Here is a 26,538-nt window from a genome sequence, read left to right as displayed (position 1 = left end):
TCCTTGAAGATCTTGCGATTTCGCTCGGCGAAATCCCTGCGTCGTCAGGATCACGCGACTCTGCGCCCGCACACCCCAGCTGCGGCGCATGCTCGGCGAAACCCGTTCCTCTCGGCGAACGAGAACGCGGTCCCGCGTTCGGACACCCTGCCGGGTTGCACGATTGCCGCCACCACTGCGTGGTTTCGCAGCGCGCACCTGCGCGTCGAAAGGCCACCCCATCACTTCCACAACCGCTCCGGCCCAGTCGTTCTCCGCTCTCGGAGTCCCCTCCGCCCTCGTCGACCGTCTGGCCGCCGACGGCAAGACCGAGGCCTTCCCCATCCAGCAGGACACCCTGGCCGACACTCTCGCCGGCCGCGACGTGCTCGGCCGGGGGAAGACCGGCTCGGGAAAGACCCTGGCCTTCTCCATTCCGATGGTCGCCAACCTCGCGGACACCCAGCCGGCACGACCGGGCCGAGGCCGGGCTCCGCGTGGGCTCGTCCTCGCCCCCACCCGTGAGCTCGCCACGCAGATCACCGCCGTGCTCGATCCCCTCGCCCAGGCCGCCGGCCTGACGACCACGACGATCTTCGGCGGGGTCAAGCAGAAGAAGCAGGAAGCGGCACTCAACGCGGGCGTCGACATCGTCGTCGCGTGCCCCGGGCGCCTCGAAGACCTGCTCCAACAGGACCTCGTCTCCCTCGACGACATCGAGGTCACCGTCCTCGATGAGGCCGACCACATGGCCGACATGGGCTTCCTGCCCGGCGTCACCCGCCTCCTCGCGAAGACCCCGGCCACGGGCCAGCGGATGTTCTTCTCCGCAACGCTCGACAACGACGTGGACAAGCTCGTGCGCCGGTTCCTCCACAACCAGGTGCTCCACTCCGTCGACGACCCGAGCTCGCACGTCGATGCCATGACCCACCACCTGTTCGAGGTCACCCCCGAGGACAAGGGCGACCTTGTGCACCGACTGGCCTCCGGGGCCGGACGGCGCATCCTCTTCACCCGCACGAAGCATCGGGCCAAGCGGCTCGCCCGGCTGCTCACGAAGCAGGGCATTCCCGCCGTCGACATGCACGGCAACCTCTCGCAGTCCGCCCGCGAGCGCAACCTCGCGGCCTTCGCCGACGGCGGGGTCAAGGTGCTCGTGGCCACCGACGTCGCGGCTCGCGGCGTCCACGTCGACGCCGTCGAACTCGTCGTCCACGTCGACCCTCCCACCGAGCACAAGGCCTACCTCCACCGCTCCGGTCGCACCGCGCGGGCCGGCAGCACCGGCGACGTGGTCACCATCATGACCCCGGAGGAGCGCAAGGACACCCTCGCACTGCTGCGCAAGGCGAAGATCTCCGTCAAGCCGCAGAAGGTCTCCGCCGAGTCGCCCCAGGTCGGCGAGCTCGTCGGTGAGGTCGCTGCCTTCGTCGAGCCGCAGGAAGCGAACCCGGAACGGGTCCGCGGCACGGAACCGGTCGAGACGGTGGCGTCACCGGCGAAGAAGCGTTCGTCCCGGCGTCGCCGCGGACGCCGTGGGGGAAGCGGTGGCAGCGGACAGTCGGGCGCCGCTGCGTCCTCCGAGTCGGCAGGCAGAAACCAGTCACGTGCACAGGCGCCGGCCGGCGGCGCGAAGAACCGCGGGGGTTCGGGCTCCCGGAACCGCGGTCGGGGCCGCGGCGAGACGTCGGGCCGTGCTGAGACCTCGGGTCGCACGGAGTCCCGCCGCGGGGAGCAGTCCCGCCGCGGTGCCTCGGCGGGCTCCGGCCAGCGGCGGAGTGCCGCATCCCGGCGCGGGGAGTCTCAGGGCACTCGCGGGACCAGCGCTGAGACCCGCCGTCGCAATCGCTCACGCGCCGCGACCGGAGGTTCCCAGCAGGTCTACTCGACGAGCAGCTGACCCGCACCGGCCGCCACTCAGAACGTCGGCACGTCGTCGATGAGGGAGCGGGTGTACGCGTGCTGCGGGTTCTCGAGCACGGAGCCCGCGGGCCCGTAGTCGACGATCTTGCCCTTGTTGAGCACCGCGAGGTTGTCGGCGATGTGCCGCGAGAGCGCGATGTTGTGCGTGACGAAGAGCATCGCCAGCTGCCGTTCGGCGCGCAGGGAGCGCAGCAGGCCGATGATCGAGGCCTGCACGCTGACGTCGAGGGCTGAGGTGATCTCGTCGCAGACGAGCACATCGGGCGCATTGACAAGCGCTCGGGCGATCGCCGCCCGCTGCCGCTCACCACCGGAGAGGTCTCCGGGGCGCCGGTGGTAGAAGCTGCGACCCAGCCGCACCGCATCGAGTGCCTCCTCGACAGCGGCCTTCCGGCTCGCCGCCGTCCCGTCCCCGCTCATCTCCAAGGGCACCGTGAGCGACTGCCCGATCGAGCGCCTCGGATTGAGAGAGGAGAACGGGGACTGGAAGACGTACTGGATCCCGATCCGCTGCTCGTTCGTCCGCTTCCGCGTCGATTTCGCGAGTTCGACCCCGCGCAGACGCACCGCACCCGAGTAGTCGTCGTTGAGCCCGGCCACGCACCGCGACAGGGTCGTCTTGCCCGACCCCGACTCCCCCAGCAGCATCGTGCACTCCCCGGGTTCGAGGGTGAGATTGATGCCGTCGAGGATCTGCGCCTTCCCGTAGGCGAGTGCGACGTCGGCGACGTCGAGGAGCGGGGTGCTCGCCGAGGCGGCCCGCCCATCCCGGTCGACGGCCGTGACCGGGGCTGCCGCACTCGGCTCGTCGCCGATCTGCTTGTCCCCGGCGAGGTCGGGGACCGCGGCGAGCAGCATCTTCGTGTAGTCATGCGCCGGGTGTGAGAGCACTTCCTCGACCGGTCCCTCTTCGACGAGGTCGCCGCGGAGCATGACGGCCACCCGATCGGAGATGTCCTTGATGACGGCGAGGTCGTGGGTGATGTAGAGACCGGCGACATTGTTGGCCACCGTCATCTGCCGGATCGTGTCGAGGACGACGGCCTGCGTGGAGACGTCGAGGCCGGTCGTCGGCTCGTCGAGGATGAGGACGTCGGGGTACATCGCGAACGCCATGGCGATGCCGATGCGCTGCTGCTGACCGCCCGAGAGCTGGTGCGGCCACCGACTCTGATACGCCCGGTCGCCGGGCAGACCGACGTCGGTGAGCACCTCGGTGATCCGCGCCTCCCGCTCCGCCGAGGAGGACCCGAAGCCGTGGATCTCGAGGACCTCGCGGATCTGGTCGCCCACCCGCATCGCCGGGTTGAGGGAGAGAGCGGGATCCTGGGGGATGTAGGCGATCCGCGACCCCCGCAGGGCGCGGACGGCCTCCTCGCCGAGGTCGAGGACCTCGACGGCGGTGTCCTCCCCGCGCGGCCACAGACTCACCGAGCCCGAACCGTACTTCAGACCCGAGCGGAAGTGGCCCATGCAGGCGAGCCCCGCGGTCGTCTTGCCCGACCCGGACTCCCCCACCAGGCCGAGGATCTCTCCGCGGCTGAGGGCGAAGTCGACGCCGTGGAGGATCTCGTCACCGGCCATGGTGTCGATGCGCAGGTCGCTCACGCGCAGGACGATGCTCTCGTTCGGCGCGGAGTCGACGCCGGCAGCGGTGTCATTGGTCGTGGTCATCATTCCTCCACTGTCGTCGATGCGGTGGCCCGGGCGAACGAGTCCGCGAGCAGGTTGGTGCCGATGGTCAGCAGCGCGATCGCGATGACCGGCAGCAGCACGCCCCACGGCTGGATGCTCAGCGCGATGCGGTTCTCGTTGATCATCAGGCCCCAGTCGGCGGCCGGCGGCTGCAGGCCGAGTCCGAGGAAGGACAGTGAGGCGATCGCACCGATCGAATACGTCAGGCGCAGCCCCGCCTCAACGCTCAGCGGCCCGGTGATGTTGGGCAGGAGCTCACGGACGAGGAGCTTCGACCGCGGCATCGCGTACATCTCCGCGGCGAGGATGTAGTCCTCGTTGATGACATTGAGAGTGGCCGACCGGGCCACCCGGGCGATGCGCGGGGCGTGCGTGATGCCGATGACGGTGATGAGCACCCAGCCCTGCGGTCCGAGCACGGTGATCGCCAGCAGCGCGAACACGAGCTGCGGGATCGCCAGCAGGACGTCGTTGAGTCGCATGAGGATCGCGTCGAAGCGCCCGCCCACATACGCGGCGAGCATGCCGACGATCGCGCCGAGGACCATGCCGAGCGCCGTGGCGAGCACCGAGTAGATGATGAGCGTGAGCCCACCGGCGAGGAACCGGGAGAGCACGCTGCGGCCGAGGTTGTCGGTGCCGAAGAGCCCGTACGGGGAGAACGGCTTCGCGACGAACTCGGTCGCCGTCGACCCCGTCGCCCACGGCAGGAGAAGGGGACCGCAGAAGGCGAGGAGAACGATGAACGCCGTGAGCACGAGGCCGATGCGCCCCTGCTTCTGCGCGATGACGCGGCGGAAGAACGGCACATAGGTCGTCTGCGACTCCTTCGGCACCTCCGCGGCTTCGATGGCGTCGGACTTCATGTCGTCGAGGTTGCTGCTCATGCTGCGCTCCTCAGTTTCGGGTTGGTGAGGATGCCGACGATGTCTGCGGCGAGATTGACCACGACGTAGACGGCGGCGACGAGCATCGAGATCGCCTGGACGACCTGGACGTCGCGGTAGGTGACGGCGTCGATGAGCGCCTGCCCGATGCCGGGGTACCGGAAGAGGAACTCGACGACGACCACGCCGCCGGCCAGCCATGCGAGCTGGATCGCGACGACCTGGGCGACCGGACCGAGCGCATGGGGCACCGCGTGGCGGAAGATCACCCGGCGTTCGGGAACGCCCTTGAGGCGGGCCATCTCGACGAATCCGGAGTCGAGGACTTCGATCATCGTCGCCCGCATCATCCGCACGATGTAGGGGGTGACGACGAGGACGAGGGTGGCCGTGGGCAGGACGAGCTGCGCGGGAATCAGCCACACCGGCTGGCCCGGCGGGGCGAGTGTGACGGCGGGCAGGATCTGGAACACCGAGGTGGCGAAGATCGCGATGAGGCCGATGCCGATGACGAACTCGGGCATCGCGGCGAGCACGAGGCTGATGCCGGTCAGCGCCTGGTCGCGGCGGGTGCCGCGGTGCAGCGCCGAGTAGACGCCGAGGCCGATGCCCAAGGGCACGGAGATGATCGCGGCGAGCGCCATGAGGACGAAGGAGTTGCCGATCCGCGGTCCCAGCAGCTCCGAGACCGGTCCGCCGGTCGCCGTCGAGGTTCCGAAGTCGCCGACGAAGAGACCGCCGAGCCATTCGAGGTAGCGCTGCCAGGCCGGCAGGTTGAGACCGAGCTGTTCGTTGAGCGCCGCGATGCGCTCCGGGGTGGCCTGCTGGCCGAGGATCGCGCGGGCCGCATCGCCGGGCAGGAGGAGGGTGGCGCCGAAGACGATGAGGGAGACGGCGAGGAGGATGAAGGCGGAGAAGATCAGCCTGCGAATGATGACCTTGGCGAACATGTCACACCTTCCCGATCCACACGCGGTCGAAGCGCCAGCCGCCCAGGGGCCTGCCGGTCGCATTCGGTTCGAGGCCGCCGACGTACTTCTGGTAGGCGTCGACCTGGTTGGCGAAGCCCCAGATGATGTAGCCGCCGTTGTCGTAGAGGATCTTCTGCGCCTCGTGCTCGAGGTTGCGCCGCGAGGCCGGATCCGGCAGGGAGCGCGCCTCCTCGACGATCGAGGTGAAGTTCGGATCGTCCCAGTGGGTTTCGTTGAACGGCGATTCCGGCATCACACACGACACGCACTGCGGGAGGAAGTCACGCGTGTACCAGAAGTCCTGCGCGAAGTCCCACTGCAGGTAGTTCTCCCCGAAGAACGTCGTCGCATCGACCCGGCGGATGCTCACTCGGATGCCGGCGTCGGCGGCCTGCTGGGCGAAGACCTGCGCGGCTTCGACGACACCGGACTGGATCGGGGCGGTGACGAGCTCGACGTCGAGACCGTCGGGGTGCCCCGCCTCGGCGAGGAGCTGTCTGGCCTGCTCGACATCGCGCGTGCGCTGTGGGAAATCGGGGTAGTTCTCGCTGAGGGGACCGAACATGTCGTTGCCGATCGTGCCGTAGCCGGAGAGGACCTGCTCGATCATCTGCTCCCGGTCGACGACGAGGCGGAAGGCCTGCCGCACCCTGACGTCGTCGAAGGGCGGACGATCCACGCGCATCGTGAACGGCAGCCACATGCCGGTCTCGGAGTTGAGGATCGCCATCCGCTCGTCGGCGCCGATGACCTCGACGAGGGCGAGCGGGATCTGCGCGATCGCGTCGACCTGGCTCGAGAGGAGGGCGTTGATGAGAGCGTCGGAGTCGTTGAAGTTGAGCAGGTGGACGGCGTCGAGCCAGTTGCCGTCCGTGCGCCAGTAGTACTCGTTGCGTTCGAGCACGGTCGACACGGCCGCGGTGTGCGATCCGAGCTTGTACGGCCCAGAGCCGACGGGTGCGGCCGGGTCGTAGTCGCGGGGGACGATGCCGGTCGTGTACTCGGAGACGGAGTCGTCGAGGAGGCCGTTGGGTTCGCTGAGCCGGAACTCGACGGTGCGATCGCCGGTGGCGACGACCTCGTCGAGCATCGTGAAGCTCGCCGCCGCAGTCTTCGGATCATCGGGGTCGTTTATCCGCTCGAAGGTGAAGACGACGTCGTCGGGGGTGATGTCGCGCCCGTCGGAGAACTTGATCCCCTGCCGCAGCGTTGCCGTCCACACGGTCGCGTCGCCGTTGGGCTCGAAGGATTCGGCGAGCTCCGGCTGGATCTTGTAGTCGTCGGTGCGGGTGAGCAGGGAGTTGTAGAGGTTGACGGTGCGGGCGACGTCGCCGGAGTTGACGGGGATGTGCGCGTCGACGGTGTCGGCGGAGTTGCCGCCGGTGACCCCGACGCGCAGGGTGCCGCCGCGGACGGGATCGCCAGCGGAGATGTCGCCGGCCGCCGCGCCGCCTCCGCAGGCGCTGAGTCCGGCGAGCGCGGTGAGAGAGAGTCCCGCTCCCAGCGCTTGTCTTCGGTTCGGAGTGTTCATGGGCCTTCTTCCTGGAGTGGTTCGTCCTGGAGATGTTCCGCGGACCGCGGCCGCGCGGCCGGGTCCGGAGGTCGTGTCGCTGCCCGCATCGGCGCGGGCTCTGCGCCGGGGACGAGGATGTGGGCGCGGAGGAAGGTGTCGATCATCGCCAGCGCGTCGTCGTCGGTCAGGCTCATCTGGGCGGTGCTGCGAGCGACGCCGAGTCCGTCGATGAAGACGCTGAGGCTCTTGACCATGAGGTCGGTGTCGCCGTCGCGGACCTGGCCGACGCGCTGACCGGCGACGACGACGCCGCGGATGAGGTCCATCCATTTCGCGTAGACGGCGGCGAGGTTGAGGCGGGAGCGCTCATCGACGACGGCGCGGGCCCAGCTCTGGATCCAGATCGACCACACGCGGCGCACGGTGGGGTCGACTCCCGCATGGACGCGGGAGAACCGCAGGAGCACCTCGGCGGGGTCCTCGGGTTCGACGAGGTCACGGGCGGTCGCGATGATCTCGAGCGAATAGTGCAGGGCCGCCTCGAGCAGCGCGGTCTTCGTCCGGAAGTGGTAGTTGATCGCCGAGGCCGACAGGCCCGCGGCGGCGGCGATGTCGTGGACGCGCACGGCGTCGATGCCGCGGTCGGCGTAGAGCTCCCAGGCGGCGGCGACGATGCGGCGGCGATTGCGGGTGCCCTTCGACATCCACGTCGTCGACGCGTCCGGACGGGGGAGGTCATCGCCGGTGGCGGGCGGTGCGGACGCGCCCTCACCGGCCGCCTCGGTGAGCGAATGGGTGGGAGCCAGCGGTGCGGTCTGTCGCCGAGGTGCGCCCTCCTCACGCCCGAGCGTGAGCCAGTCCGTGGTGACGTCGGTGAGCTGGGCGATGCGCGTGATCTCCTCGACGCGGAACTTGCGGGTGCCGGCGAGGGACTTCGAGAGCTTGCTCGGTTCGAGACCGATGCTGCGGGCGACCTCGCTGTGGTTGATTCCCGCGTCCCGAATGGCATTGCGCACACGGGTGCCGAGGCCGGCGCGACCGCCGTGATCTGCTTCTCTGCCCTCGAACACCATCCCAGTGTGCACACCTGTTGCGATTATGGCAAGAGTTACTCTGGTTTCGCGCAGTTTTCGTGACCGGACCGCAATGTGACTTTCCCGAGAGAACCGGGCCGGACTCGCGCTCGAGCAGGGTCTTCGGCCGTCGTCCACTAGACTCTCCGGGGCAATCGGAATCGTCGGACGAACATGGAGCAGGCACGACATGCGTTCATCCCTGAAGTCACTGACCGCGAAGAAGCCTCCCATCAGCCGGTGGGTGCGCAAGGCGGGGCTGTCGGCTCTCAACTCGCGGCCGTGGCAGGCGACCAGTCGCTGGCTGCGGGGGGCGAAGGCGATCGAACGCCTCGAAGCGAAGTACGACGGTTCGGGCCTGAAGACCCCGGTCATCGCGTACTTCGGCGACGGACCGGCGAAGATCTACCAGATCCTCCAGTGGATCCCCATCTTCGAAGAGCTCGACCGGACGCATCCGGTGGCGATCGTCCTCCGATCCCCCGGCGCGCTGCAGGAGCTGCGCGCGGTGACGAAGCTGCCTCTCGTGCTCAAGCGCCAGTTCGATCCGCTCCAGGACTTCTACTACGACCTCGACCCGAAGGTCGCCCTCTACGTCAACAACGGCGTGCGCAACTTCCAGTCTCTCGGCTATGCACCGATGGTCCACGTGCACCTCAACCACGGTGAGAGCGACAAGATCTCGATGGTGTCGAACCAGGTCAAAGCCTACGATCGCGTCTTCGTCGCCGGTCCCGCCGCGATCGACCGGCACCGGAAGGCGCTCATCGAGTTCGACCTCGGCAAGCTCGTCGAGGTCGGCAGGCCGCAGCTCGACATCGATCAGACATCGACGCTGCCGCCGACGACGAAGCGCACCGTGATGTACGCCCCGACGTGGGAGGGCGAGAACGACGCGAACAACTACACCTCGCTCGATCTCTTCGGCGAGGCCATCGTCGCAGCGATCCTCAGCACCCCGAACACCCGCCTCGTCTACAAGCCGCACCCCCGGGTCGAACAGTCCGACGACCCCGGTGTCGTCGCAGCCGATGCGCGGATTCGGGAGCTCATCGCCGAGGCGGACCGCGCCGAGACCGCCGGCGCGGGACCAGGCGGCACCGGGGCAGGCGGTGGGCATCTCATCTCGATGCAGGGCGACATCCTGCCGATGTTCGCCGACGTCGACCTCATGGTCACCGACGTCTCGAGTGTCGGTCTCGACTTCCTCTACCTGCGGCCGGAGAAGCCGATCATCATCACCGATCGCCGGGACGATCTCGCGGCGATCAACGAGGATTCGCCGATCACCCGAGCCACTCCCGTCGTGTCGCAGTCGACGATCGCCGAGATCGCCGATACGATCGCCACCGAGCTCGACGCCGACACCACGGCGGCCCAGCGCGCGAAGCTGCGCGAGTACTATTTCGGGCGCCGTGCCGTCGGCGATTCGACCCGGGAGTTCGTCGCCACGATCTCCGGGCTCATCGCCTCACGGCAGCGGGAGATGCTCGCGAAGACCGACCTCGACTGAGAGCTCGGTCTCAGCGACCGAACCGTCGGTCGCAGCGACCTGACCCTCGGCCTCAGCGGGCCATCTCGCGGAAGAGGTCCTCCCACCGGTCGAGGATGCGCTCGGGGGCGTACTGCGCCATGTCGGCGCGGACCTCGTCCGACATCTGCGCCAGCGCCGCGGGATCGGCGGCCAGCGTCTGCAGCCGCTCGGCGAGGGCGGTGACGTTGTTCTGGGCGACGATGTACCCGGTGCGCCCGGAGTCGATGAGCATCTCGACACCCGGTGAGCAGTCGAAGGACACCGTGGGCACGCCGGAGAGTCCGGCCTCGACGATCGAGATCGGCAGACCCTCGTGCTGGGAGGAGATGACGTGGATCTTCGCGCTCGCGAGCACCTCGGCGACCGCGTCGGTCTTGCCCATGAGCGCGGCACGGGGAATCGCGCGGTCATCGATGAGGGCCTGCAGACTCTCGCGCAGTTCGCCCTCGCCGTAGAGCTCGACGCTCCAGTCGGGAAGGGCGGGGGCGATCTCGGCCCAGGCCGCCAGCAGGTAGTGCAGCGACTTGACCTCGTCGTAGCGCCCGAGCGCGACGATGGTGTTGCGGCGCGCGGGCCCGGTCTCCGCAACGGCACCGGTCTCCGCCCCGGCGAGGGTGACGGGGTTGGGGATCCACCCGGTGTTGTTCAGCCCGGCGAGGCGGAAGCGCTCGGCGTCCTCGGCCGTGAGGAACACGGTGCGGTCGACGTCGGCGTAGGCCTGCAGCACGCGGCTGGCGTCCCGCCCGGTGCGCGTGGCCCCGTCGTAGGACCCGTGGTACTGGCCGATGACCCGCGGCTGGCGGGGATCGGCGGCGTCGTAACGGGCTTCGAGCATGTGCTCCATGCCGTAGACCTGCGTGCAGATGATGAGCGTGCGCGGACCCCACTCGGGCAGGAGTGTCCGCAGCTTGTCGACGGCGATCTTGCGCAGGTCGAAACGCTTCCGGTACCGCCGCATGCGCTCCCGGTCCTTCTTGTCCGCGTCAGAGCGGATCGTCCAGTCCGGCGGCGGAGGCTCGGGCATGAGCGTGCGCACCGTGATGTCGGCGGAGCGCTCGACGACCTGACCGTGACCTTCCGGCGGGGGCGAGACCCCGACGAGCTCGGTGGCGTATCCCCGGGCGTGGAACCCGTCCGCCATCGTGCTGATGAAGCGTCCGACACCGCCGAGGCGGTCGACGTCGTTGGCCATGAGGACGATCCGATCGAACTGCGTCTGCGCCATCACTGAGCTCCCCAAATCATTGCGATCGTCGTCGCGGCGACATCACCGGGTTCGGTGCCGACGAAGTCCTCCCGGAAGCGGCGCCGCAGCGGCTCCGCCTCGTCGTCTCCTGCGGCCCTGATCGCCGCGACGAGTTCCTCCTGGTCGGTGACCAGCGGTCCCGGACGATGGTCGCGCAGGTCGAAGTAGGTGCCGCGTGCGGAGTTCGCGTAGTCGTCGAGGTCGTACGCATAGAGGATGATCGGTCGGTCGAGACTGAGGTAGTCGAAGATGATGCTCGAGTAGTCGGAGACGAGGATGTCCGCGGCCTGGAGCACCTGTGCGGTGTCGGCGATGCCGCTGACGTCGATGACCCGGCCGCGCAGGTGCGGCGGCACGGCGATGCGGTTGAGGTAGTGGGGCCGCAGCAGGATCTGATAGTCCTCACCGAGGTCGTCGACGAGTTCGGTGAGGTCGAGTTCGAGCGAGGCCTGCCCGCGGGTGCGGAACGTCGGGGCGTAGAGCACGCTCGTCTTCGCCGGGTCGAGGTCGAGGCGCTCCTTGGCCGCGGAGATCCCTGCGGTGTCGCTGACGAGAACGTCGTTGCGCGGCGATCCCACCGGCAGCTGCGCACGCTCATACCGGAACGCCGGCACGAAGGTGTCGCGGAAGTAGGCGCTGGGGATGCTGAGGAAGTCCCAGTAGCCGACTCTCCGTTCGAGATCGGCGATGTCCTCGCGCGCGCCGAACTCGAGGCTCGGCTCGTCGAAGCCCATCTTCTTGATGGGGATGCCGTGCCACGTCTGGATGTAGACCTGACCCGGTCGTTTGACGTAGCCGACGGGCAGGGTCTGGTTGTCGATGATGTACTTCGCCCGGGCGAGCGTGCGGTAGTAGTCGACGGTGTTGCGGATGACGACGTCCTCGCGGCCCGCCGCCCAGCGCTGGTTGGCCGCCGCCACGACGACGATCCTGAGGTCGGGTCGGGTGCGTCGCAGCTCCGCGGCGAGGACGTGGGGCGAGTCGGACTCGGTGGTGCCCATGTGGGATTCGACGACGACGAGGCGGTCGTCGAGCTGCTCACGAGCCTCCGCGGCGATCCGCTCCCCTTCGGCGACGAGCGCATGGGAGGGCAGGGGAACGTATCTGTCCCGCAGCGCGGTCTGACCGGTCGAGAGCAGCGGCTTGATCGCCCGGCGCAGTCGCCGGCGCTGCTTCCCGATCCGGGCGAGGCGGAAGGCCAGGGTACCGATCTCCGTGGCGTAGGGCTGATAGCGGATGTTGGCCAGCGACTCGGCGACCCCGTGAGGCTGGGTCTTCTGCTTGCTTCCGACGAATCCCTTCTTCACCCGCAGCGGGAGGAGCGTCGAGGCGGTGCCGTTCGTCAGCTCCATGCGGATGGAGATCTTCGGCCGCACGGCACGGTCGATGGCGGCGGGGAACTCGAACTCGGTGGTCCATTCCACCTCGCCGTCGGCGGTGCGCTCCCAGCGCACGGGTGCCACCCATTCCCGCTGGAAGCCCCAGCGCTCCCTGATGAGCATCCGCGCGGTGAGATCGGGCCGATCGAGCTTGGCGAACGAGTCGGGGATGCGCCCGGAGATCGTCACCCGGTTCTTCCCGTCGATGGCGACGGCGTCGACGGCGTTGTAGAACTTGAACGCGTACCACGGGATCGCGACGACCTCGGCGGCGTCGAAGGTCGCGAGCATGTGCTCACGGGAGTCGTCCGGGTAGGCGGCGAAGGTCTCCAGCTCCCACAGGCTGCGCTGCCCACCCGGCTCCCAGTCGCCGTAGAGATCCCACGTGCCCGAGGCGATGTGGGCCATCCGGGAGACGAGGTCGACATCCTCGGCGAGGGCCGACGCGACGAGCAGTCGATCGTCGCGGGGCACGTCGGCGTAGATCTCGGTGGGGATCGATTCGATGAGCGGCTTGAGTTCGGCGAGGAGCTCAGGCGCGAGGTTGGGCACCTGGCCGTGGGCGATGTCGTTGAGGTAGAGCCGGGCGTCGTGGCGGAGGATCTTCAGCTGCAGGCGGGCATGGAGCGCCGGCACGGTGGCCGGATCGGCGACCCGGAGGACTTCGGCGAGAGCGACCTTGCGGTGCTGGAGGTTCCTGATGTCGTCGCGCTGGTTCGTGATCGACTTGCGGACCTTGATGGGATAGAGGTTCCACTGATAGACGAATTCGGGGATGACGCGGATGCCGTCTGCCTTCGCGAACACCTCGGCGGTGAAGATGAGGTCCTCGTAGTGGAGTTCCTCCCGGAAGCGGATGCCGTTGGCCCGCAGCATCTCCATGCGGTAGAGCTTCGCCACGGCGATCGTGTCGATGCAGAGCTCCGGGTTCTCCTCGATCGTGTCGAAGTGCTGCTCTTCCCGGTAGAGGCGGTGGTGCCAGCCGCGGAACTTCTTCTTCGCGATGTCCCGGCGCCGCGTCTTGGCCATGACGATGTCGGCATCGCTGCGCTCCGCGGCCGTGAGCAGGTTGTAGGTCGCATGGCGCTCGAGGATGTCGTCGCTGTCGAGGAACGTCAGGTACGGGGCGCTCGCGTTCTCCATTCCGATGTTGCGCGGCGCCCCCGGCCCGCCGCTGTTCTTCGGCGTCTGGAACACCCGCAGCCGCGGTTCGTCCCGCGCCAGCTCGGAGACGTACTCGAAGGACCCGTCGGTGGAGCAGTCGTCGACGACGATGACCTCGGTGCCCTTGAGCGTCTGGTCGAGGGCGGAGCGGATCGCGGTGCCGACGTTCGCGATGTCGTTGAACATGATGATGACCACGGTGACCAACGGCCGTCCGTCGATGCCCCAGACGGTCTCCGGCGGGGTGTTTGCGGTCGTGTCGGCGGCGCGCACCGCTGGGTGAGTCAAAGTGTTCTCCGTCGTTGTCTTCTCTATCGGTCGGGCGCTGCCCTGGGGCGGCTCAGACGACCGGGGGCCGGCCGTGGCGCGCCATGCGCAGGACACCGCGCCCGGACAGCTTCCGGTGCTGCTCGTCGTCGCTCCACGGGTCGAGCTTCCACCCGTCGCGCCACCCCTCGAACCACGGGCGCAGCTGGTCGGGCTTGTTCGCCCATTTCAGGCACTGCATGAGCGTCCACGATCCAACGTACATCCAATTGAAGGGCCACGGCAGGTTCCGCCGGGCCAGCCACACGCGGTTGCGGGCGTTCATGTAGAAGTACTCGTCATGGCGGCTCGGGTCGATGACGGGGTGGGCGACGGCGAGGTCGCCCATGTACCACACGGAGTACCCGGCGTCCCAGACCCGCCAGGCGAGTTCGATGCCCTCATGGGCGTACCAGAACGGGGCCGGCCAGCCGCCGCATTCGTCGAAGGCCTTGCGCTGCATGCACACGGCACCCTCCCACACGGAGAAGACGTTCGAGGAATGGTCGGCCTCGCCCTTCTTCAGGCGCGGAATCCAGCGCTTCGGCGACGCCGGTCCGCCCGGCTCCTCGACGCGGGGCTGGACGAGCCCGATCTTCGGCTTCGTGCGCATCAGCTGGGCCATGCGCATGAGCGTGGTGTCATCGGGCAGCCAGGCATCGTCGTCGAGGAAGAAGAGGAACTCCCCCTTGACGTGCGGCACCCCGGCATTGCGCCCGGCGGGGATGCCGAGGTTCTCCGGCAGGGCGAGACGCTTGACGGCCGGCGGGATGCCCTGCGGTTCCCAGCCGTTGCCGACGCACACGATGTCGAGGTCAACGCCCTTCTGCGCGAGGAGCGAGTCGAAGCCGCGGTTGAGCTCCTCCAGTCGCTTGCCCTGGGTGAGCACGACGACGCCGAAGGTGTACTTCCGGTTCGCCTCGAAGCGCTGGGCGAGGACCCGTGAGGTGTTCGTCATGACAGCCTCTTCGACGCCATGATCGACATGAAGTGGCCGATGACCGAGAGCAGGCAGAGCGGCACGAGGATGAGCACGAGCCAGCGCTCACCGACGAGCGGGGCGGCGCCGAGCGGCACGACGACGGCGGTGACGATGCTCGAGAGCAGGGCGAGCAGCGAGAGTTCGACCGAATGGTAGATGCGGTGGAACGGGACGAAGCGGGCCGCGCGCTTGAGCTTCGCGGTGAAGCCGGGGTTGAGCGCGGTGGCGGCCTGCGAGTCGGCGAGCTTGTCGAGGCCGTTGAAGGCGCGGGACACGTGCACCATGTCGTTGAGCGCCTTGTTGAGCAGGACGAGGGAGGCGAGCATGGAGCCGGCGAGCAGGTACGGGTACGTGCCGCCGGGATCGGTGGTGAGGTTCGACCATTCGCCGACCGCGCGCGCTCCGAGTGCGAAGGCGACAAGGCCCTCGGTCGTGTAGTGGCCGACCTTGTCGAGGAAGACGCCCTTGGCGCCGCTCGTGCCGCGCCACCGCGCGACCTCTCCGTCGCAGCAGTCGATGTACATCTGCACCTGCGAGAAGAAGACGGCGAGGACGGCGCCCCAGATTCCGGGAATGAGCAGCGACGCGGCGATGCACCACCCGGCGACGATCATCATCCCGGTCACGCCGTTGGCGCTGATCCGGGTGCGCACGAGCAGCATCGTGAAGTAGATGGAGAAGTGCCGCAGGTAGAGCTGAGCCGTCCAGTGCTCGGCGTTCTTCCGCGTGCGGACTTCGATCGGCTGGGCCTTGGCGCGCAGTTCGGCCAGGGTCGGGTATCGTGACTGCTTCTCCGCGCTCACTCCCGACCTGCCTTTTGACTGCATCTGACCCCGACAATTCACGCCAAGTTTACCGACTGTCCAAACCCCTGGCCACTTCCGTGACCGCCGACACGACCGCGTGTTTCCCGCAGGGCATCCTGACCGACCCCGCCGCAGCGGTGGGCGGTTGCCGTTCAGCCCACCGTGAAGCTGAGGTTGTCCTTGACCGTGCGATACGCGGAGATCCGCCCGTCCGCGCCCTGTGCGTCCTCGGTCGCGACCGCGGCGGCATCCGAGCCGAAGGCGATCCTCGGGTGGTGGATTCCGTCCGTGCCCGTCCACTGCCACCACGCGTCGAGCGTCGCCCCTGCCGGCACGATCGACAGTTCCTCTCCGCTGAAGACGGCCCTGCCGTGCGCATCGACCGCCGAGGCGAACGCATAGCTCCCGTCGCGCGTGCCCAAGACGACCGCGAAGTCCTCACCGGGGGCGGTGCCTCCGACGGTGATCCGCACCCCGCCGTCGGCGGTCGTCTCGGGTGCCGCGGTGAGTGCGGGGGCGGTCGTCTTCGGCCGGTTCTTCGCGGTTGTCCGCAGCCGCGAGAAGAGCTCCGCCCAGCGTGCGGTGGCGCTGTCGTCGCTGAATGTTGCGGCCTTCGCCACGGCGGCGCGCCGCAGGGCGGCGATCGTGGCGGCGTCGGCGTCGAGGAGGCCGGTGATCGCGTCGGCCATGGCGTTGCTGTCGGCGACGAGGTACCCGTTCTCCCCGGAGTCGATGATGTCGGAGGGACCGTATCTGATGTCGTAGGCGAGCGGGATGCAGCCTCTGGCCATGGCTTCGATGAGCACGACGCCCATGCCCTCGAAGGAACTCGTGAGGAGGATGAAGGAGTGGTCGCGCAGCCTCTCGGCGGCCCCGTCGACGTGGCCGGAGAAGGCGACGCGGGAGCTGAGGACATCGCTGTCGGCGACGATCGCTTCGAGCTCGGCTCGCTTCTCCCCGTCGCCGATGATCTCGAGGGACATCTCGGGTCCGACCCGCGCGACGGCGGCCAGCGCCTCGCCGATGCGCTTCTGACCCGTCAGTCGGGCGAGCACGACACCGCGTCCCGGCGGCCGGGGATCGCTCTCCGGTGACGGGTGTCCGACCTCGTCGACGGCGGTCGAGTTGGGGATGACGACGAGCGTCGGCGCGCTGCCGAAGGCGGCGGCGAAGTCCGCCCGCTGCTTCTCGGTGAGGAAGACGAGGAAGTCGTAGTCGAACCAGTGCCTGAGGATCTCGATCCGGGAGCGGGTGAAGGGACCGTTGACCGACGCGGTTCCCGGGTGGAGGTGGGAATTGTGGAGGACCTGGCCGATGCGCAGGTGGTCGCGCTTGTAGCGGTGGAGGAACGTCGCGATGAACTTCGATTCGTTGATGAGGATCGACGGCTCGCCGCCGGTCGCGGCGTCGAGCCATGCGAAGTAGAAGTCTCTGGCGCGGGCGAACTCGGACACGCAGGCACCGTCGTGGTCGAGGAGCACGAGCCGCCGCGCACTCCCGGTGCGGTCGTCGATGAGGAACGTCGTGCCGTCTGGGCGCAGATGATCGACCCGTTCGATCGTGCCGTCGGCGGCGAAGTACTCGATGTAGCGGTCGGTGGCGTTCGTCGGCCCCGGTGCGTGCTGTGGGGGAACCCCGGCCTCGGCGGGGCGGCCGCCGAACCGGCGCAGGGCACGCCGATCGTACCCGGCGACCTCGTCCCAGGCGTTGCGCAGACGCATGCCGTCGATGAGTTCGCCCGTCTCCCGCAGTCGCTGCCTGGCCTCGGCGACGTCGAGGCGGTAGTCGAGGGTGAGGACATCGACGTCGATCCCGAGGAGGGTGACGAAGTTCCGTGACCGGCGCAGCATGACCTTGGTGAGACCGCCGAACTCCTGGGGGATCGACCAGGTGAGGTCGAAGATGCGGGTCGGTGGGGCCGAGTTGGAGGCGGTGGCGCGGCGGATTCGCCGGAGCAGGCGGTTGAGTGGCATAGATGGCGTTCCTTGGTGGTGGGGCTGGGGTGCGAAGCGCCGGCTGGGACGTGTCTGCGGAATGCTATCCCATCGATCTTCGGCCGAGCCTGGTCAGCCGCTTCGCGAAGGCGCGTGCCCCGCTCGAAACGTGGAGGTTCGCCCCGCCGAGGCTGGTGGGCGTGACCTCGACGCGCAGCCCCCAGCGGCGGGCGGAGAGCACACCGGTGTCGGCGAGTCCGACGCGGACCGCCTTCGTCTCTGCGGTGCCGGTGGCGGCGCGGGCGTAGACCTTGACCGTGCCGTGGGCGAGCAGCGCCTTGAGCGGGATCTCGACGCGGAACCGCCTCGCGGCGTTGGCAGCGGCGTCGGGTGAGTCGGCGGCGACGGGCAGAAGGTCCGCCGCGAACTCGGCGATGTCGTCATCGCCGCGGCGGAGGACGAACGTCAGCGCCGTGATGTCGGGGGCGGCGAGGAGAGCGGCAGCGCGGCCTGCGAGTGCGAGGCGGGCTCCGGTGAGCTCAGCCCGGTCGACCTCGGCGACGACGAGGCGGCTGCGATTCCCGCGCCGGCTCACGGCTTCGACGAGGGCGGGGATCCCCGTGGAGAGGCTCCACACCCGCGCCCGGTTGAGGGGGCTGTAGAAATCGAAGAGCCTGGAGGGCAGGAAGAACTCGTCGACGAGCTTCTTCGACTCGGCGATCCACGACAGGCGGAACTCCACGCGCCGACCGTCGAAGCTGTCGTTGAAGCGGTTGAGGGTGACCCGTCGGAACCAGTCGGCCATGGCCTCGCGGCGCAGTTCGGGCTCCCAGGGTCCCGAGGTCAGCGGGAGGAGGCTTTCGCGAATGCCCTGCGCGTGCAGCTCCGGAGCGGTGCCGGTCTGGCTGATGTGTCCCCCGCCGTGGTCGTAGACGAAGTAGTAGGTGCGGTCGGCGAGGATCGAGACCTTCGACGCCGCGGCGTAGGCGCGGAAGCAGAATTGGGCGTCTTCGAGCCTGATCTTGTGCGCGGGGAAGCGCAGATCGTGGTCGGCGAGGAAGGACCGGCGGAAGAGCTTGAAGGAGTAGTTCGACCGCACGAGGCGTCGGATGTCGCCCTCGTCCTGCGTCTCGGCGAAGACGTCGGCGTGGGTGTGGCGTCCTCCCCGTCCCTCGATCGTCACGAGCACGACGTCGCTGCCCTGCGCATCGGCGTAGGCGACGGCCGCTCCCAGGCAGTCGCCGTCGAGGCGGTCGTCGGCGTCGTGGAAGAACACGTAGTCTCCGCGGGCCGCGTCCAGGCCGGTGTTGCGGGGACCACCCGCCCAGCCGGAGTTCTCCTGGCGGATGACCCGCACATTCGGATGCCGGGCGGCCGCCTCGGCGAGGACCTGCGGTGTGTCGTCGGTCGACCCGTCGTCGACGACGATGACCTCCGTCAGTCCGTCGTCGCAGGTCTGAGCTGCAGCGATGTCGACGGCGGTGCGGACGTGGGAGGGGTTGTTGAAGACGGGGATGACGATCGAAAGGCGCACCGGGTCTGCTCCGGCCGTCTTCTCATTCACTTAGGGGGTTCTCCTCATGGCTGGGGATGAGATGAGGACTGAGGATCAGGAGTTGCTGAGCTCGGATTTGATCCTGGTCGTGGAGATCTCCGGGGTCCGCGAGAGGTAGACGACGTCGACCTTGTCCTTGAGGAAGTCGAATTCGCCTTCCCAGTCGTCACCCATGACGAAGGTGTCGATGTGGTACTTGTCGACGTCGGTGGCCTTCTGCTCCCAGTTGTCCTCGGGGATGACGAGGTCGACGTAGCGGATGGCTTCGAGCATGCGCTTGCGGTCCTCGTAGGTGAAGTACGACTTCTTGCCCTTGCCTGCGTTGAATTCGTCGCTCGAGAGCGCGACGACGAGGTAGTCGCCCTGTTCCTTGGCCCGCTGCAGGAGCCGGATGTGGCCGTAGTGCAGCAGGTCGAACGTGCCATAGGTGATGACTCGACGCATGCGCGGTGTTTCCCAACTGTCAAAGGACGCGCCGTCGAAGGCAGACACGTCCCGCAATATCGTAGAATTTCACGTCAAGTTTACCAGCCCGTTACCTGGGCGGGGAATCGAGAGACGGCGGTCACGCGCGTGTGCTCAGCTCCTCCGTGCGTGCGGCGATGACCTGTTCTGTGGCCGCGAGGAGGCGGGCGAGCTGCTGGCCCGCCTCGGTGGCTCCGAGGTAGTGGGCGCTCAGGGCCGGATCGGCCTGCGCGTGAGCGAGAGTCTCAGCGACGGCCGCGGGATCGTCGCGTGAGAGCGTCGGCGTCCGATCGAACAGGCCGCCGTCGAGGACCTCGGCGCCTCGGCCCCCGGGTTCGACCATGACGAGCGGCTTGCGCGTCGACAGCCAGTCGAAGGCGACGGACGACATCTCAGCGAGCGCGGCATCGGCGACGTCGAACTGCCAGCCCACCGTTCGCGTGCGGTCGACGAAGCCCCGCGGATGCGCGGTGAGGCGGCTCTCCACCTCGGCGAGGGCACGGGCGAACTCGGACTCGAGCACTCCGGTGCGCGGATGCGGCCGGAAGATCACCCGGTATCCGGCGGCGAGCAGGGACTCGGCCACGATGACACCGGTGTCCGGGAGCGTGCCGTAGGCCATGGCCGCGGAGTCGCCCTCCCAGGTCGGCGCCCAGAACACGGTGGGGCCGGCGGGAGCCGTGTCGGCGAAGTCCGTCCAGGCGGCCGGGGTCGTCCGGGGCCGATCGAGCGGGGGGCGCCCGACGTCGATCATCCGGTCCTCGGGCATCCCGATGAGGGCGCGGCGGATCCGTTCGCGCGCAGCGGGGCCGGCGGTGAAGACGTAGTCATAGGCCTTGAGCTGATTGGAGATCATCGAGACCTTCTCGCTCTCCCCGTGGCTGAGATGAACATGGGCCGGACGGGGGAAGCGGAGGGCTTGGAAGTTGCCCGTCGCCTGGTTGACGTAGAAGACCACGCGAAGCTCCGGGTCGGTCATGAACCGGTCGAGCCCTTTGGTCAGCCGGGAGAAGCGGACGGGCAGGCTCGTCAGGCCGGCGATGTGCACAGCCACCTGCGCGTCGCGGACAAAGATCGCCAAGGGCTCCGTGCCGTGGCCTGCCTCCCGCAGGCGCGCAGCGCACTGCTCGAAGGACCACAGCCACTGCTCGAGCTGATAGGCCGATGTCATGTCCGAAGCGAAGTACGCGCACACGACGAACCGATCGGTGTCCTGCGGGGCGAAATCGCGCGGCAGGCGCGATTCGGCCCAGCGGCCCTGCACGATCCGGGAACCGACCCGGAAAGCGGATCGGGCCAGCCTGGTTCCGCCGGCGATGCCGCTGCTCAGTCTCCTCGGCAGATTCGTCATTCCTCCATTGTGCCTGGCAGGACGCCCTCACCCCGCATCCGAGGAATGATGCCCGTCCTCCACCCCCGTCGAGTACCTTGGGGTGTGAGCCCAACCCAAGGAGATCCGATGGCCCCCTCACGCCGACTTCCCACTCCCCCGATCAACCGTCGACTCCGCGGGACCACGGGCGCGGGCCGGCCGGGGAACGCGAAACCGTCCGCCACCGGCAAGGGCGGGAACCGCGGACCGGAGGCGAGCACCTCGGCGCCGGTGCTGCTGAGCCGACAGATCGTCGACAGTCAGCCGCAGCCGGTCTCCGTGACGACCTCCTTCGCCGAGGCGCTCGCGGCCTGCGCACCGCAGGGTCCGACCCCGCCGGGGACGATCACGCAGGTCATCGTCCCGCATTCGACGCCGGAGCTGCTCGCGGAGATCGCGACGACATGGGATCTCCACCCGGTGCTCGTCGACGACCTCTTCCACGCCGATCAGCGGCCGAAGGTCGAACGCTACGACGACGTCCTCTTCGTCGTCCTCATCTCCGCGCTCTACGTCGACGCCGAGGAGGAGGTCGACTTCAGCGAGTTCCATCTCCTCATGAAGGGCGACGACCTCGTCATCATCTGCCAGGACGGCCGCTTCATCGACGGCATGCCGATTCCCTCGGACGTCCACGACCTCGAGGAGCACTTCTCCGACGCCGACCTCATCCGGAAGTCCGACAAGGCGCTGCTCTCGCTCGGTCCCGAGGCCCTCATCTACCGCCTGCTCGACGGTGTCGTCGACGGCTACTTTCCTGTCATCGACGGTCTGCAGGATGACAAGGACGGGATCGAACGCCAGGTCTTCAGCGGCGACCCGGCCGCAGCCGAGCGCATCTATCGCCTCAGCCAGGAGGTCATCGACGTCCTCCACGCCACGACCCACCTCAGTCGGCTCACTCAGGCGCTGAGCAACGGCGCGACGAAGTACGACATCCCCGAGGAGCTGCGCACCTACCTCAACGACGTCACCGACCACCTCACCCGGGTCCTCGCCGAGGCGGGGGAACTGCGCGAATCCCTCTCCCAGATCCTCAACGTCAACGCCACCCTCGTGGCCCAACGCCAGAACGAGGACATGAAGAAGATCTCCGGCTGGGCCGCGATCCTCTTCGCCCCCTCCCTCATCGGCGCGATCTACGGGATGAACTTCGCGAACATGCCCGAACTCAACTGGAGGTTCGGGTACCCGATGGCGCTGCTCCTCATGGTCGGTCTCAGCGTCACCCTCTACACGGTCTTCCGTGTGAAGAAGTGGATGTGACCGAATCGGTGCCAACGGATCTCAGCCGTCGCCTCCGGGCGGACTTAGACTGAAGTGGCACCATCCCTTGGCAAGTCCCCTTCATGAGGAGTTGAGATGACCACATCACCCGAATCCCAGAACTTCCCCGACCCGAACCCCGACCCGAACCCCGCCGCCGACACTCCGCCGAACGACGGCTACCGCAACCCGGTCGACTCGACGCGCTCCCTGCTCACCGAGCTCGGCAAGGGCGTGTTCTGGGTCGTCCTGCTCCGCGGCATCCTCGCGATCGTCTTCGGCATCCTCGTCTTCGCCGCCCCCGACGCCGTGGCCCTGGTCATCGGCATCTGGATCGGCGCGTGGCTCTTCGTCGACGGCATCCTCACCATCGTCAACGCGAACACCGCCCGCAAGGCCGGGCTGTCGTGGGGGTGGGAGCTGACCGCCGGCATCATCTACATCATCGTCGGCCTGCTCATCTTCATCGCCCCGCTCGCGTTCGCCATGCTCTCCGGCGTCCTGGTGCTGTGGTTCATGGCCTTCGGCATGCTGCTGCGCGGCATCTTCAGCCTCGCCTCGAAGGCTTACCGCGGCTGGTCGAAGCTCCTCGGCGTCATCGACATCATCTTCGCGATCATCCTCATGATCGTCGTCTTCACCTCACCGGCCGCCGCCGTGACCGCACTGCTCTGGGTGATCGGCGTCTACGCGATCCTCTTCGGCATCTTCCTCATCGTCATGGCGTTCATGGCCCGCTCCCAGGCCAAGCGCGTGATGCAGGGCTGAGGACCCCGGAAACCCACAGTCGTCTGCTGAGACAGAGAGAAGATGATCAGCACCAACAAATCACCACTGCGACGCTTCACCCTCACCGCGGCAGCGACGATGTTCACCCTCGTCGCTGCCGCGGGGTGCGCGACCTCCGCACCGGAGACAGCGGTTGACCCTGGTTCAACAGGAGACACCGCGACCAGTGACACCGCCTCCGTCGCCGACCTGTCCTCCCCGGTGACGATCTCCCACCGCGGTGGGGCCCTCGTCTACCCGGAGGAGTCGATGGAGGGCTTCACCGCCTCGGCGCAGGACGGATTCCTCCCCGAGATGGACATCCAGTTCCTGTCCGACGGCACTCCCGTGCTCATCCACGACGACACCGCGGACCGCACGCTCAACGGCGCCACCGGCCCGATCCGGGATCTCACCCTCGAGCAGTGGGACGCTGCGACGATCGCGAACCCGACGGGCGGGGCGCCCGCGGAGACGGTCACGCTGACCGAGCTGCTCGACGAACTCGGCGGCGAGGTCGTCCTCGTGCCCGAGATCAAGCCCGGGGCCACCTCGGCGGAGGTCGACTCCGTCCTCGACGAATTCACCGAGCGCGGACTCACCGCCTCCCTCATCGTCCAGTCCTTCGACTTCGACACGGCCGCGACGATCGCCGACCGCGGGTTCACCTCCCTCTACCTCTTCGACGGCACCCTGCCGGAACAGACTCCGGAGCAGATCGCCGCGGCGGGGATCACCTGGGTGGGACCGAACAGGTCCCTCCCGGCCGACGACGTCGCCGCCCTGACCACTGCGGGACTGCAGGTGGCCCCGTACGGCCTGACAAGCGCCGAGGATGTCGCCGCACTGCCCGACGGCGTCGCCGGCTGGTTCACCGACGACCCGTGGGACGAGTGAGCGCGGGCCGCCCGTTCCGCGAGGTGAGCTCCACGCTCCGGGCGACCTGAGCGGGAGTACAGTGTGGATTCGTGAGCCCCGAGACCGACCCTGCCGAGAATCCCCCGGAGAACCGCCCCTCCCCCACCCGGCCGCCGCTGGCGGTCTCCCTCGCAGCGTTCGTCAGCAGCTTCGACCGGTTCGCGATCAGTCCGCTGCTCGTCCTCGTCGCCGCCGACCTCGGCGTCACCCTCGCCCAGGCGCTCGCGGTGGCCAGCGCGTACTACCTCGCCTACGGGGTGAGTCAGCCGCTGTGGGGGATGCTCTCAGACCGCATCGGGCGGATCCGCCTCATGCGCGCCAGCCTCATCGCCGCGGCGCTCGTCGGCATCGTCGCAGCACTCGCGCCCAACCTCACCGTCCTCATCATCGCCCGCACCTTGGGCGGTGCGTTCTACGGCGCGATCGTCCCGACCTCGCTGACATACGTCGGCGACACCGTCGATGAACGGCACCGGCAGCCGGCACTGGCCGATCTCATGGCCGCGATCGCCGTCGGCACGGCGGTCGCCACGGCCCTGGCCGGGATCATCGCCGACCTCCTCGACTGGCGGGTCGTCTTCGTGATCACCTCGGTGCTCGCGCTCCTCTCCGTCCTCGGCCTCGCCCGCGCCCCTGAGGCGCCGCGGGCGCCGCGGGCCCCGCGGGCGGGCATGCTGACGACGATCGGGATGGCGCTGGGCAACCGGTGGGTGCTCGTCGTCATCGCCCTCGTCGTCGTCGAGGGCGCCGTCGTCCTCGGCGTCCTCACGCTCCTCGCCCCCGCCCTCCAGTCCCTCGGGGTCGGCGCGGCCATCGCCGGGCTCGCGACCGCCGCCTACGGGGTCGGCGTCATCCTCACCAGCCGCCTCATCAGACTCCTCGCCCCGCGCCTGGCGATGCCGCTGCTCATGGCCATCGGCGGCACCGCGGCGACCCTCGGCTTCGCCGTCCTCGCCCTCCACCTCTCCATCGTCACGGTCGTCATCGCCGCCCTCCTCCTCGGCACGACCTGGTCGTTCCTCCACTCGTCCCTGCAGACATGGTCGACGACGGTCCTCCCCCAGGCCCGCGGCACCGTCGTCTCCCTCTTCGCCGGCTTCCTCTTCGCCGGCAGCGCCTTCGGCGCCTGGGCCGGCGGCTACCTCGGCGAGCACGGGGAATGGACACTGCTCTTCACCCTCACCGCGGGCATCGCCCTCGTCCTCACCGCGGTCGTCGTCATCGCCCGCCGCACGTACGAAGGCCCCCGCCGAGTCTGAGACTCATGCAGGGGTCTCCGTGAGGGCAACCGGCGCCGAGGCGGTCCGTCCTCCCAGCTCAACCGGGCTGGGACTCGGGGTCCGTCATCGGTCGCGGACCACCTCGGCGAGGACGCGCCTGGCCGTGGTGATTCCGGTTTCGATGGCCCCGTCGACGACGACGCCGTTCCAGCCCTTCGCATAGTCGGCACCGGCGAAGTACATCGCCGTGTCGGTGTCGGCGAAGCGCGACCAGCCGTCGATGAACTGGCCGGACTTCAGCGTCGCCCACGTCTGCCCGCTCCACCGGTCGGCCACCCAGTCGTGGCCGTCGGCGGCGAGCACGACGATGTCGTCGCGCCACTGTCGCATGATCTCCTGCACCTGGTCCGTGTCCGTGAGGTCGATGGCGGTGTGGTCGTTGCCGAAGCCGACCATGATCGTCGTGCCGTCGTCGAGGAAGTACTCGCTCTTGATCATCGCCAGCGGACCGCCCTTCGGGGCCGTGGCGATGAACGAGTGGTGGCCGTCGATCTTGATCCAGATCTTCGATCCGACGCTGTTCGTCTTCTCGTCGGCGATCTCCTGCAGCGGGGCCGGCAGGGCGGGTGAGAACTCGATCGTGTTGATCGCCCCGATCGGGGTGGTGACGATGACGGCGTCGCCCTCGACGGTCGAACCGTCGGCAAGCGTGAGCCGGGCGCCGTTCTCATGCTCGACCTTCGTCACCGGCGTCGAGAGGTGGATGGGGCACGTGAGGTCGGCGGCGAGCGCCTCATAGAGTCCGCGCATGCCGTTCTTCAGCTTGAACTCGAGCGTCTGCTCGTCGAGGAGGTCGAGCCGGTGGTCCGACAGCGCGGCCCAGTGCTTGGCCATGAGCGGCGAGCCGGTCTCGAGCGGACCCTGATACGCCGCAGACCAGTAGGCGTCGCAGAGGTCGATCTCCTCCTGCGAGAAGTCCCCGTCGCGCAGGACGTCGAGGACGCCTCCCCCATCGGCGGCCCGGAACTGCTCGACCACCTCGGCGGGGCCGTCGTAGCGGTCGCTGAGGACGTAGAGCGGGTCGTGCGGGAAGGGGAAGAGCTCACGGGAGCCCTCGAAGATCTTCTTCTGCGGCCGGTCGAGGACCTCGTTCATCCGCTCCTTCGGGCCCTCGACGAGGTTGCCCTCGGTGATCCAGAACGCGCGGTCGTAGTCGGGGCTGGGGTGGATCTCCTGACCGTAGCGGGCGATCTCCGACCACACGAACGGCTGCATCCAGTGCACCCATGTGGCCCCGAGTTCGAGCGGCCGCCCGAGCCGCTCGTCGGTCCACGCGCGGCCGCCGATCCGGTCGCGGGCTTCGAAGATCTCCACCTCCACACCTGCGGTCTGCAGTTCGCGCGCTGCGATGAGGCCGGAGAAACCGGCACCGACGATGAGAATCTTCTTTGACATACCCGGGGCACTCCTTGTCTGCAGCCGACCGAGACGCCTGCCGTCATCTGGTGACCGGCACGTCCGCGCTCGGCGGATCGTCGGCAGCTGTCGCTGCCTGAGTCCATCCTCGCCGAGGCGAGGG

The 26,538-nt window shown here is 68.5% G+C and carries 20 protein-coding genes; 6 read left to right on the top strand and 14 right to left on the bottom strand.

The genetic code is table 11. From position 1 onward, the window contains the following. The first annotated feature begins 220 nt into the window (after positions 1 to 220). Positions 221 to 1,882, top strand: a complete 1,662-nt coding sequence (locus tag J9315_RS03975; protein ID WP_232623923.1) for a DEAD/DEAH box helicase — start codon at positions 221 to 223, stop codon at positions 1,880 to 1,882. 17 nt (positions 1,883 to 1,899) lie between these two features. Here J9315_RS03975 and J9315_RS03970 read toward each other — a convergent pair whose 3' ends face one another. From J9315_RS03970 to J9315_RS03950, 5 genes are read right to left on the bottom strand one after another with little or no spacing between them, the layout of a single operon-like run. Continuing rightward, entirely contained in the window at positions 1,900 to 3,579 is a 1,680-nt protein-coding gene (locus tag J9315_RS03970; RefSeq protein WP_198501036.1) for an ABC transporter ATP-binding protein, read from the bottom strand. Continuing rightward, positions 3,579 to 4,487 (bottom strand): ABC transporter permease, encoded by a 909-nt coding sequence (locus tag J9315_RS03965; RefSeq protein ID WP_198499489.1) that lies wholly within the window; start codon positions 4,485 to 4,487, stop codon positions 3,579 to 3,581. The genes J9315_RS03970 and J9315_RS03965 overlap by 1 nt, the downstream gene beginning before the upstream one ends. After that, the gene (locus J9315_RS03960) at positions 4,484 to 5,437 is read right to left on the bottom strand and encodes an ABC transporter permease (RefSeq protein WP_198499490.1); all 954 of its coding nucleotides are present in this window, start codon (positions 5,435 to 5,437) and stop codon (positions 4,484 to 4,486) included. Before J9315_RS03960 ends, J9315_RS03965 begins: the two co-directional genes overlap by 4 nt. Position 5,438: 1 nt before the next feature. Beyond that, positions 5,439 to 6,989: an ABC transporter substrate-binding protein gene (locus J9315_RS03955; RefSeq protein ID WP_198499491.1), complete on the bottom strand. Its 1,551-nt coding sequence runs from the start codon at positions 6,987 to 6,989 to the stop codon at positions 5,439 to 5,441. Next, positions 6,986 to 8,041 carry a TetR/AcrR family transcriptional regulator gene (locus J9315_RS03950; protein ID WP_198501037.1) on the bottom strand — a complete coding sequence of 352 codons (1,056 nt, stop codon included), beginning with the start codon at positions 8,039 to 8,041 and terminating at the stop codon, positions 6,986 to 6,988. Before J9315_RS03950 ends, J9315_RS03955 begins: the two co-directional genes overlap by 4 nt. Before the next feature lie 193 nt (positions 8,042 to 8,234). Between J9315_RS03950 and J9315_RS03945 the strand changes: the two genes are divergently transcribed. Beyond that, complete coding sequence (locus J9315_RS03945) at positions 8,235 to 9,557, top strand: CDP-glycerol glycerophosphotransferase family protein (RefSeq protein WP_211978842.1); 1,323 nt, start codon at positions 8,235 to 8,237, stop codon at positions 9,555 to 9,557. Between the two features lie 52 nt (positions 9,558 to 9,609). On the opposite strand, the gene J9315_RS03940 is transcribed toward J9315_RS03945, so the two are convergent. From J9315_RS03940 to J9315_RS03905, 8 genes are all read right to left on the bottom strand, one after another. Then, a complete protein-coding gene (locus tag J9315_RS03940) occupies positions 9,610 to 10,803 on the bottom strand; it encodes a glycosyltransferase (RefSeq protein ID WP_198499493.1) in 1,194 nt (397 codons plus the stop codon). Further along, positions 10,803 to 13,655: a CDP-glycerol glycerophosphotransferase family protein gene (locus tag J9315_RS03935; protein ID WP_198499494.1), complete on the bottom strand. Its 2,853-nt coding sequence runs from the start codon at positions 13,653 to 13,655 to the stop codon at positions 10,803 to 10,805. The genes J9315_RS03940 and J9315_RS03935 overlap by 1 nt, the downstream gene beginning before the upstream one ends. 52 nt (positions 13,656 to 13,707) lie before the next feature. Then, a complete protein-coding gene (locus J9315_RS03930) occupies positions 13,708 to 14,631 on the bottom strand; it encodes a glycosyltransferase (protein WP_198499495.1) in 924 nt (307 codons plus the stop codon). Next, positions 14,628 to 15,458: a CDP-alcohol phosphatidyltransferase family protein gene (locus tag J9315_RS03925; RefSeq protein ID WP_232623676.1), complete on the bottom strand. Its 831-nt coding sequence runs from the start codon at positions 15,456 to 15,458 to the stop codon at positions 14,628 to 14,630. The genes J9315_RS03930 and J9315_RS03925 overlap by 4 nt, the downstream gene beginning before the upstream one ends. Positions 15,459 to 15,613: 155 nt before the next feature. After that, a complete protein-coding gene (locus J9315_RS03920; RefSeq protein WP_198499497.1) occupies positions 15,614 to 17,434 on the bottom strand; it encodes a glycosyltransferase in 1,821 nt (606 codons plus the stop codon). Between the two features lie 64 nt (positions 17,435 to 17,498). Then, positions 17,499 to 18,959, bottom strand: a complete 1,461-nt coding sequence (locus J9315_RS03915) for a glycosyltransferase family 2 protein (RefSeq protein ID WP_211978841.1) — start codon at positions 18,957 to 18,959, stop codon at positions 17,499 to 17,501. A 45-nt stretch (positions 18,960 to 19,004) separates the two neighbouring features. Next, positions 19,005 to 19,394, bottom strand: a complete 390-nt coding sequence (tagD, locus tag J9315_RS03910; protein ID WP_137824328.1) for a glycerol-3-phosphate cytidylyltransferase — start codon at positions 19,392 to 19,394, stop codon at positions 19,005 to 19,007. A gap of 121 nt (positions 19,395 to 19,515) precedes the next feature. Then, entirely contained in the window at positions 19,516 to 20,766 is a 1,251-nt protein-coding gene (locus J9315_RS03905; protein ID WP_198499499.1) for a CDP-glycerol glycerophosphotransferase family protein, read from the bottom strand. 108 nt (positions 20,767 to 20,874) lie between these two features. Here J9315_RS03905 and J9315_RS03900 point away from each other — a divergent pair, with 108 nt between their 5' ends. The 4 genes from J9315_RS03900 to J9315_RS03885 all read left to right on the top strand — a co-directional run bounded on the left by J9315_RS03900 (position 20,875) and on the right by J9315_RS03885 (position 24,998). Further along, positions 20,875 to 22,053 (top strand): magnesium and cobalt transport protein CorA, encoded by a 1,179-nt coding sequence (locus tag J9315_RS03900; RefSeq protein WP_232623677.1) that lies wholly within the window; start codon positions 20,875 to 20,877, stop codon positions 22,051 to 22,053. Positions 22,054 to 22,149: 96 nt separating this feature from the next. Then, positions 22,150 to 22,821, top strand: a complete 672-nt coding sequence (locus J9315_RS03895) for a DUF308 domain-containing protein (protein ID WP_198499500.1) — start codon at positions 22,150 to 22,152, stop codon at positions 22,819 to 22,821. 42 nt (positions 22,822 to 22,863) lie between these two features. Further along, on the top strand, positions 22,864 to 23,718 hold the full coding sequence (locus J9315_RS03890) for a glycerophosphodiester phosphodiesterase (protein ID WP_198499501.1): 855 nt from the start codon (positions 22,864 to 22,866) through the stop codon (positions 23,716 to 23,718). A gap of 71 nt (positions 23,719 to 23,789) precedes the next feature. Next, on the top strand, positions 23,790 to 24,998 hold the full coding sequence (locus J9315_RS03885) for an MFS transporter (RefSeq protein WP_198499502.1): 1,209 nt from the start codon (positions 23,790 to 23,792) through the stop codon (positions 24,996 to 24,998). A gap of 84 nt (positions 24,999 to 25,082) precedes the next feature. Here the strand turns inward: J9315_RS03885 and J9315_RS03880 are convergent, their stop codons facing one another. Next, positions 25,083 to 26,438 carry an NAD(P)/FAD-dependent oxidoreductase gene (locus tag J9315_RS03880; RefSeq protein WP_344258736.1) on the bottom strand — a complete coding sequence of 452 codons (1,356 nt, stop codon included), beginning with the start codon at positions 26,436 to 26,438 and terminating at the stop codon, positions 25,083 to 25,085. Positions 26,439 to 26,538 lie beyond the last annotated feature (100 nt).

It is taken from the genome of Brevibacterium sp. W7.2 (assembly GCF_018137945.1).
Classification (GTDB): Bacteria; Actinomycetota; Actinomycetes; order Actinomycetales; family Brevibacteriaceae; genus Brevibacterium; species Brevibacterium sanguinis.
The sequence above is the reverse complement of the archived record's forward strand: the minus strand, read 5'-3'. Positions and strand labels throughout refer to the sequence as shown.

Bases quoted from the DNA above. Each gene is read 5' to 3' on its own strand.
- J9315_RS03955 (WP_198499491.1), bottom strand. From the start codon at position 6,989: ATGAACACTCCGAACCGAAGACAAGCGCTGGGAGCGGGACTCTCTCTC.
- J9315_RS03920 (WP_198499497.1), bottom strand. From the start codon at position 17,434: ATGCCACTCAACCGCCTGCTCCGGCGAATCCGCCGCGCCACCGCCTCC.
- J9315_RS03965 (WP_198499489.1), bottom strand. From the start codon at position 4,487: ATGAGCAGCAACCTCGACGACATGAAGTCCGACGCCATCGAAGCCGCG.
- J9315_RS03890 (WP_198499501.1), top strand. From the start codon at position 22,864: ATGATCAGCACCAACAAATCACCACTGCGACGCTTCACCCTCACCGCG.
- J9315_RS03945 (WP_211978842.1), top strand. From the start codon at position 8,235: ATGCGTTCATCCCTGAAGTCACTGACCGCGAAGAAGCCTCCCATCAGC.
- J9315_RS03970 (WP_198501036.1), bottom strand. From the start codon at position 3,579: ATGACCACGACCAATGACACCGCTGCCGGCGTCGACTCCGCGCCGAAC.
- J9315_RS03900 (WP_232623677.1), top strand. From the start codon at position 20,875: ATGGCCCCCTCACGCCGACTTCCCACTCCCCCGATCAACCGTCGACTC.
- J9315_RS03905 (WP_198499499.1), bottom strand. From the start codon at position 20,766: ATGACGAATCTGCCGAGGAGACTGAGCAGCGGCATCGCCGGCGGAACC.
- J9315_RS03960 (WP_198499490.1), bottom strand. From the start codon at position 5,437: ATGTTCGCCAAGGTCATCATTCGCAGGCTGATCTTCTCCGCCTTCATC.
- J9315_RS03930 (WP_198499495.1), bottom strand. From the start codon at position 14,631: ATGACGAACACCTCACGGGTCCTCGCCCAGCGCTTCGAGGCGAACCGG.
- J9315_RS03895 (WP_198499500.1), top strand. From the start codon at position 22,150: ATGACCACATCACCCGAATCCCAGAACTTCCCCGACCCGAACCCCGAC.
- J9315_RS03940 (WP_198499493.1), bottom strand. From the start codon at position 10,803: ATGGCGCAGACGCAGTTCGATCGGATCGTCCTCATGGCCAACGACGTC.
- tagD (WP_137824328.1), bottom strand. From the start codon at position 19,394: ATGCGTCGAGTCATCACCTATGGCACGTTCGACCTGCTGCACTACGGC.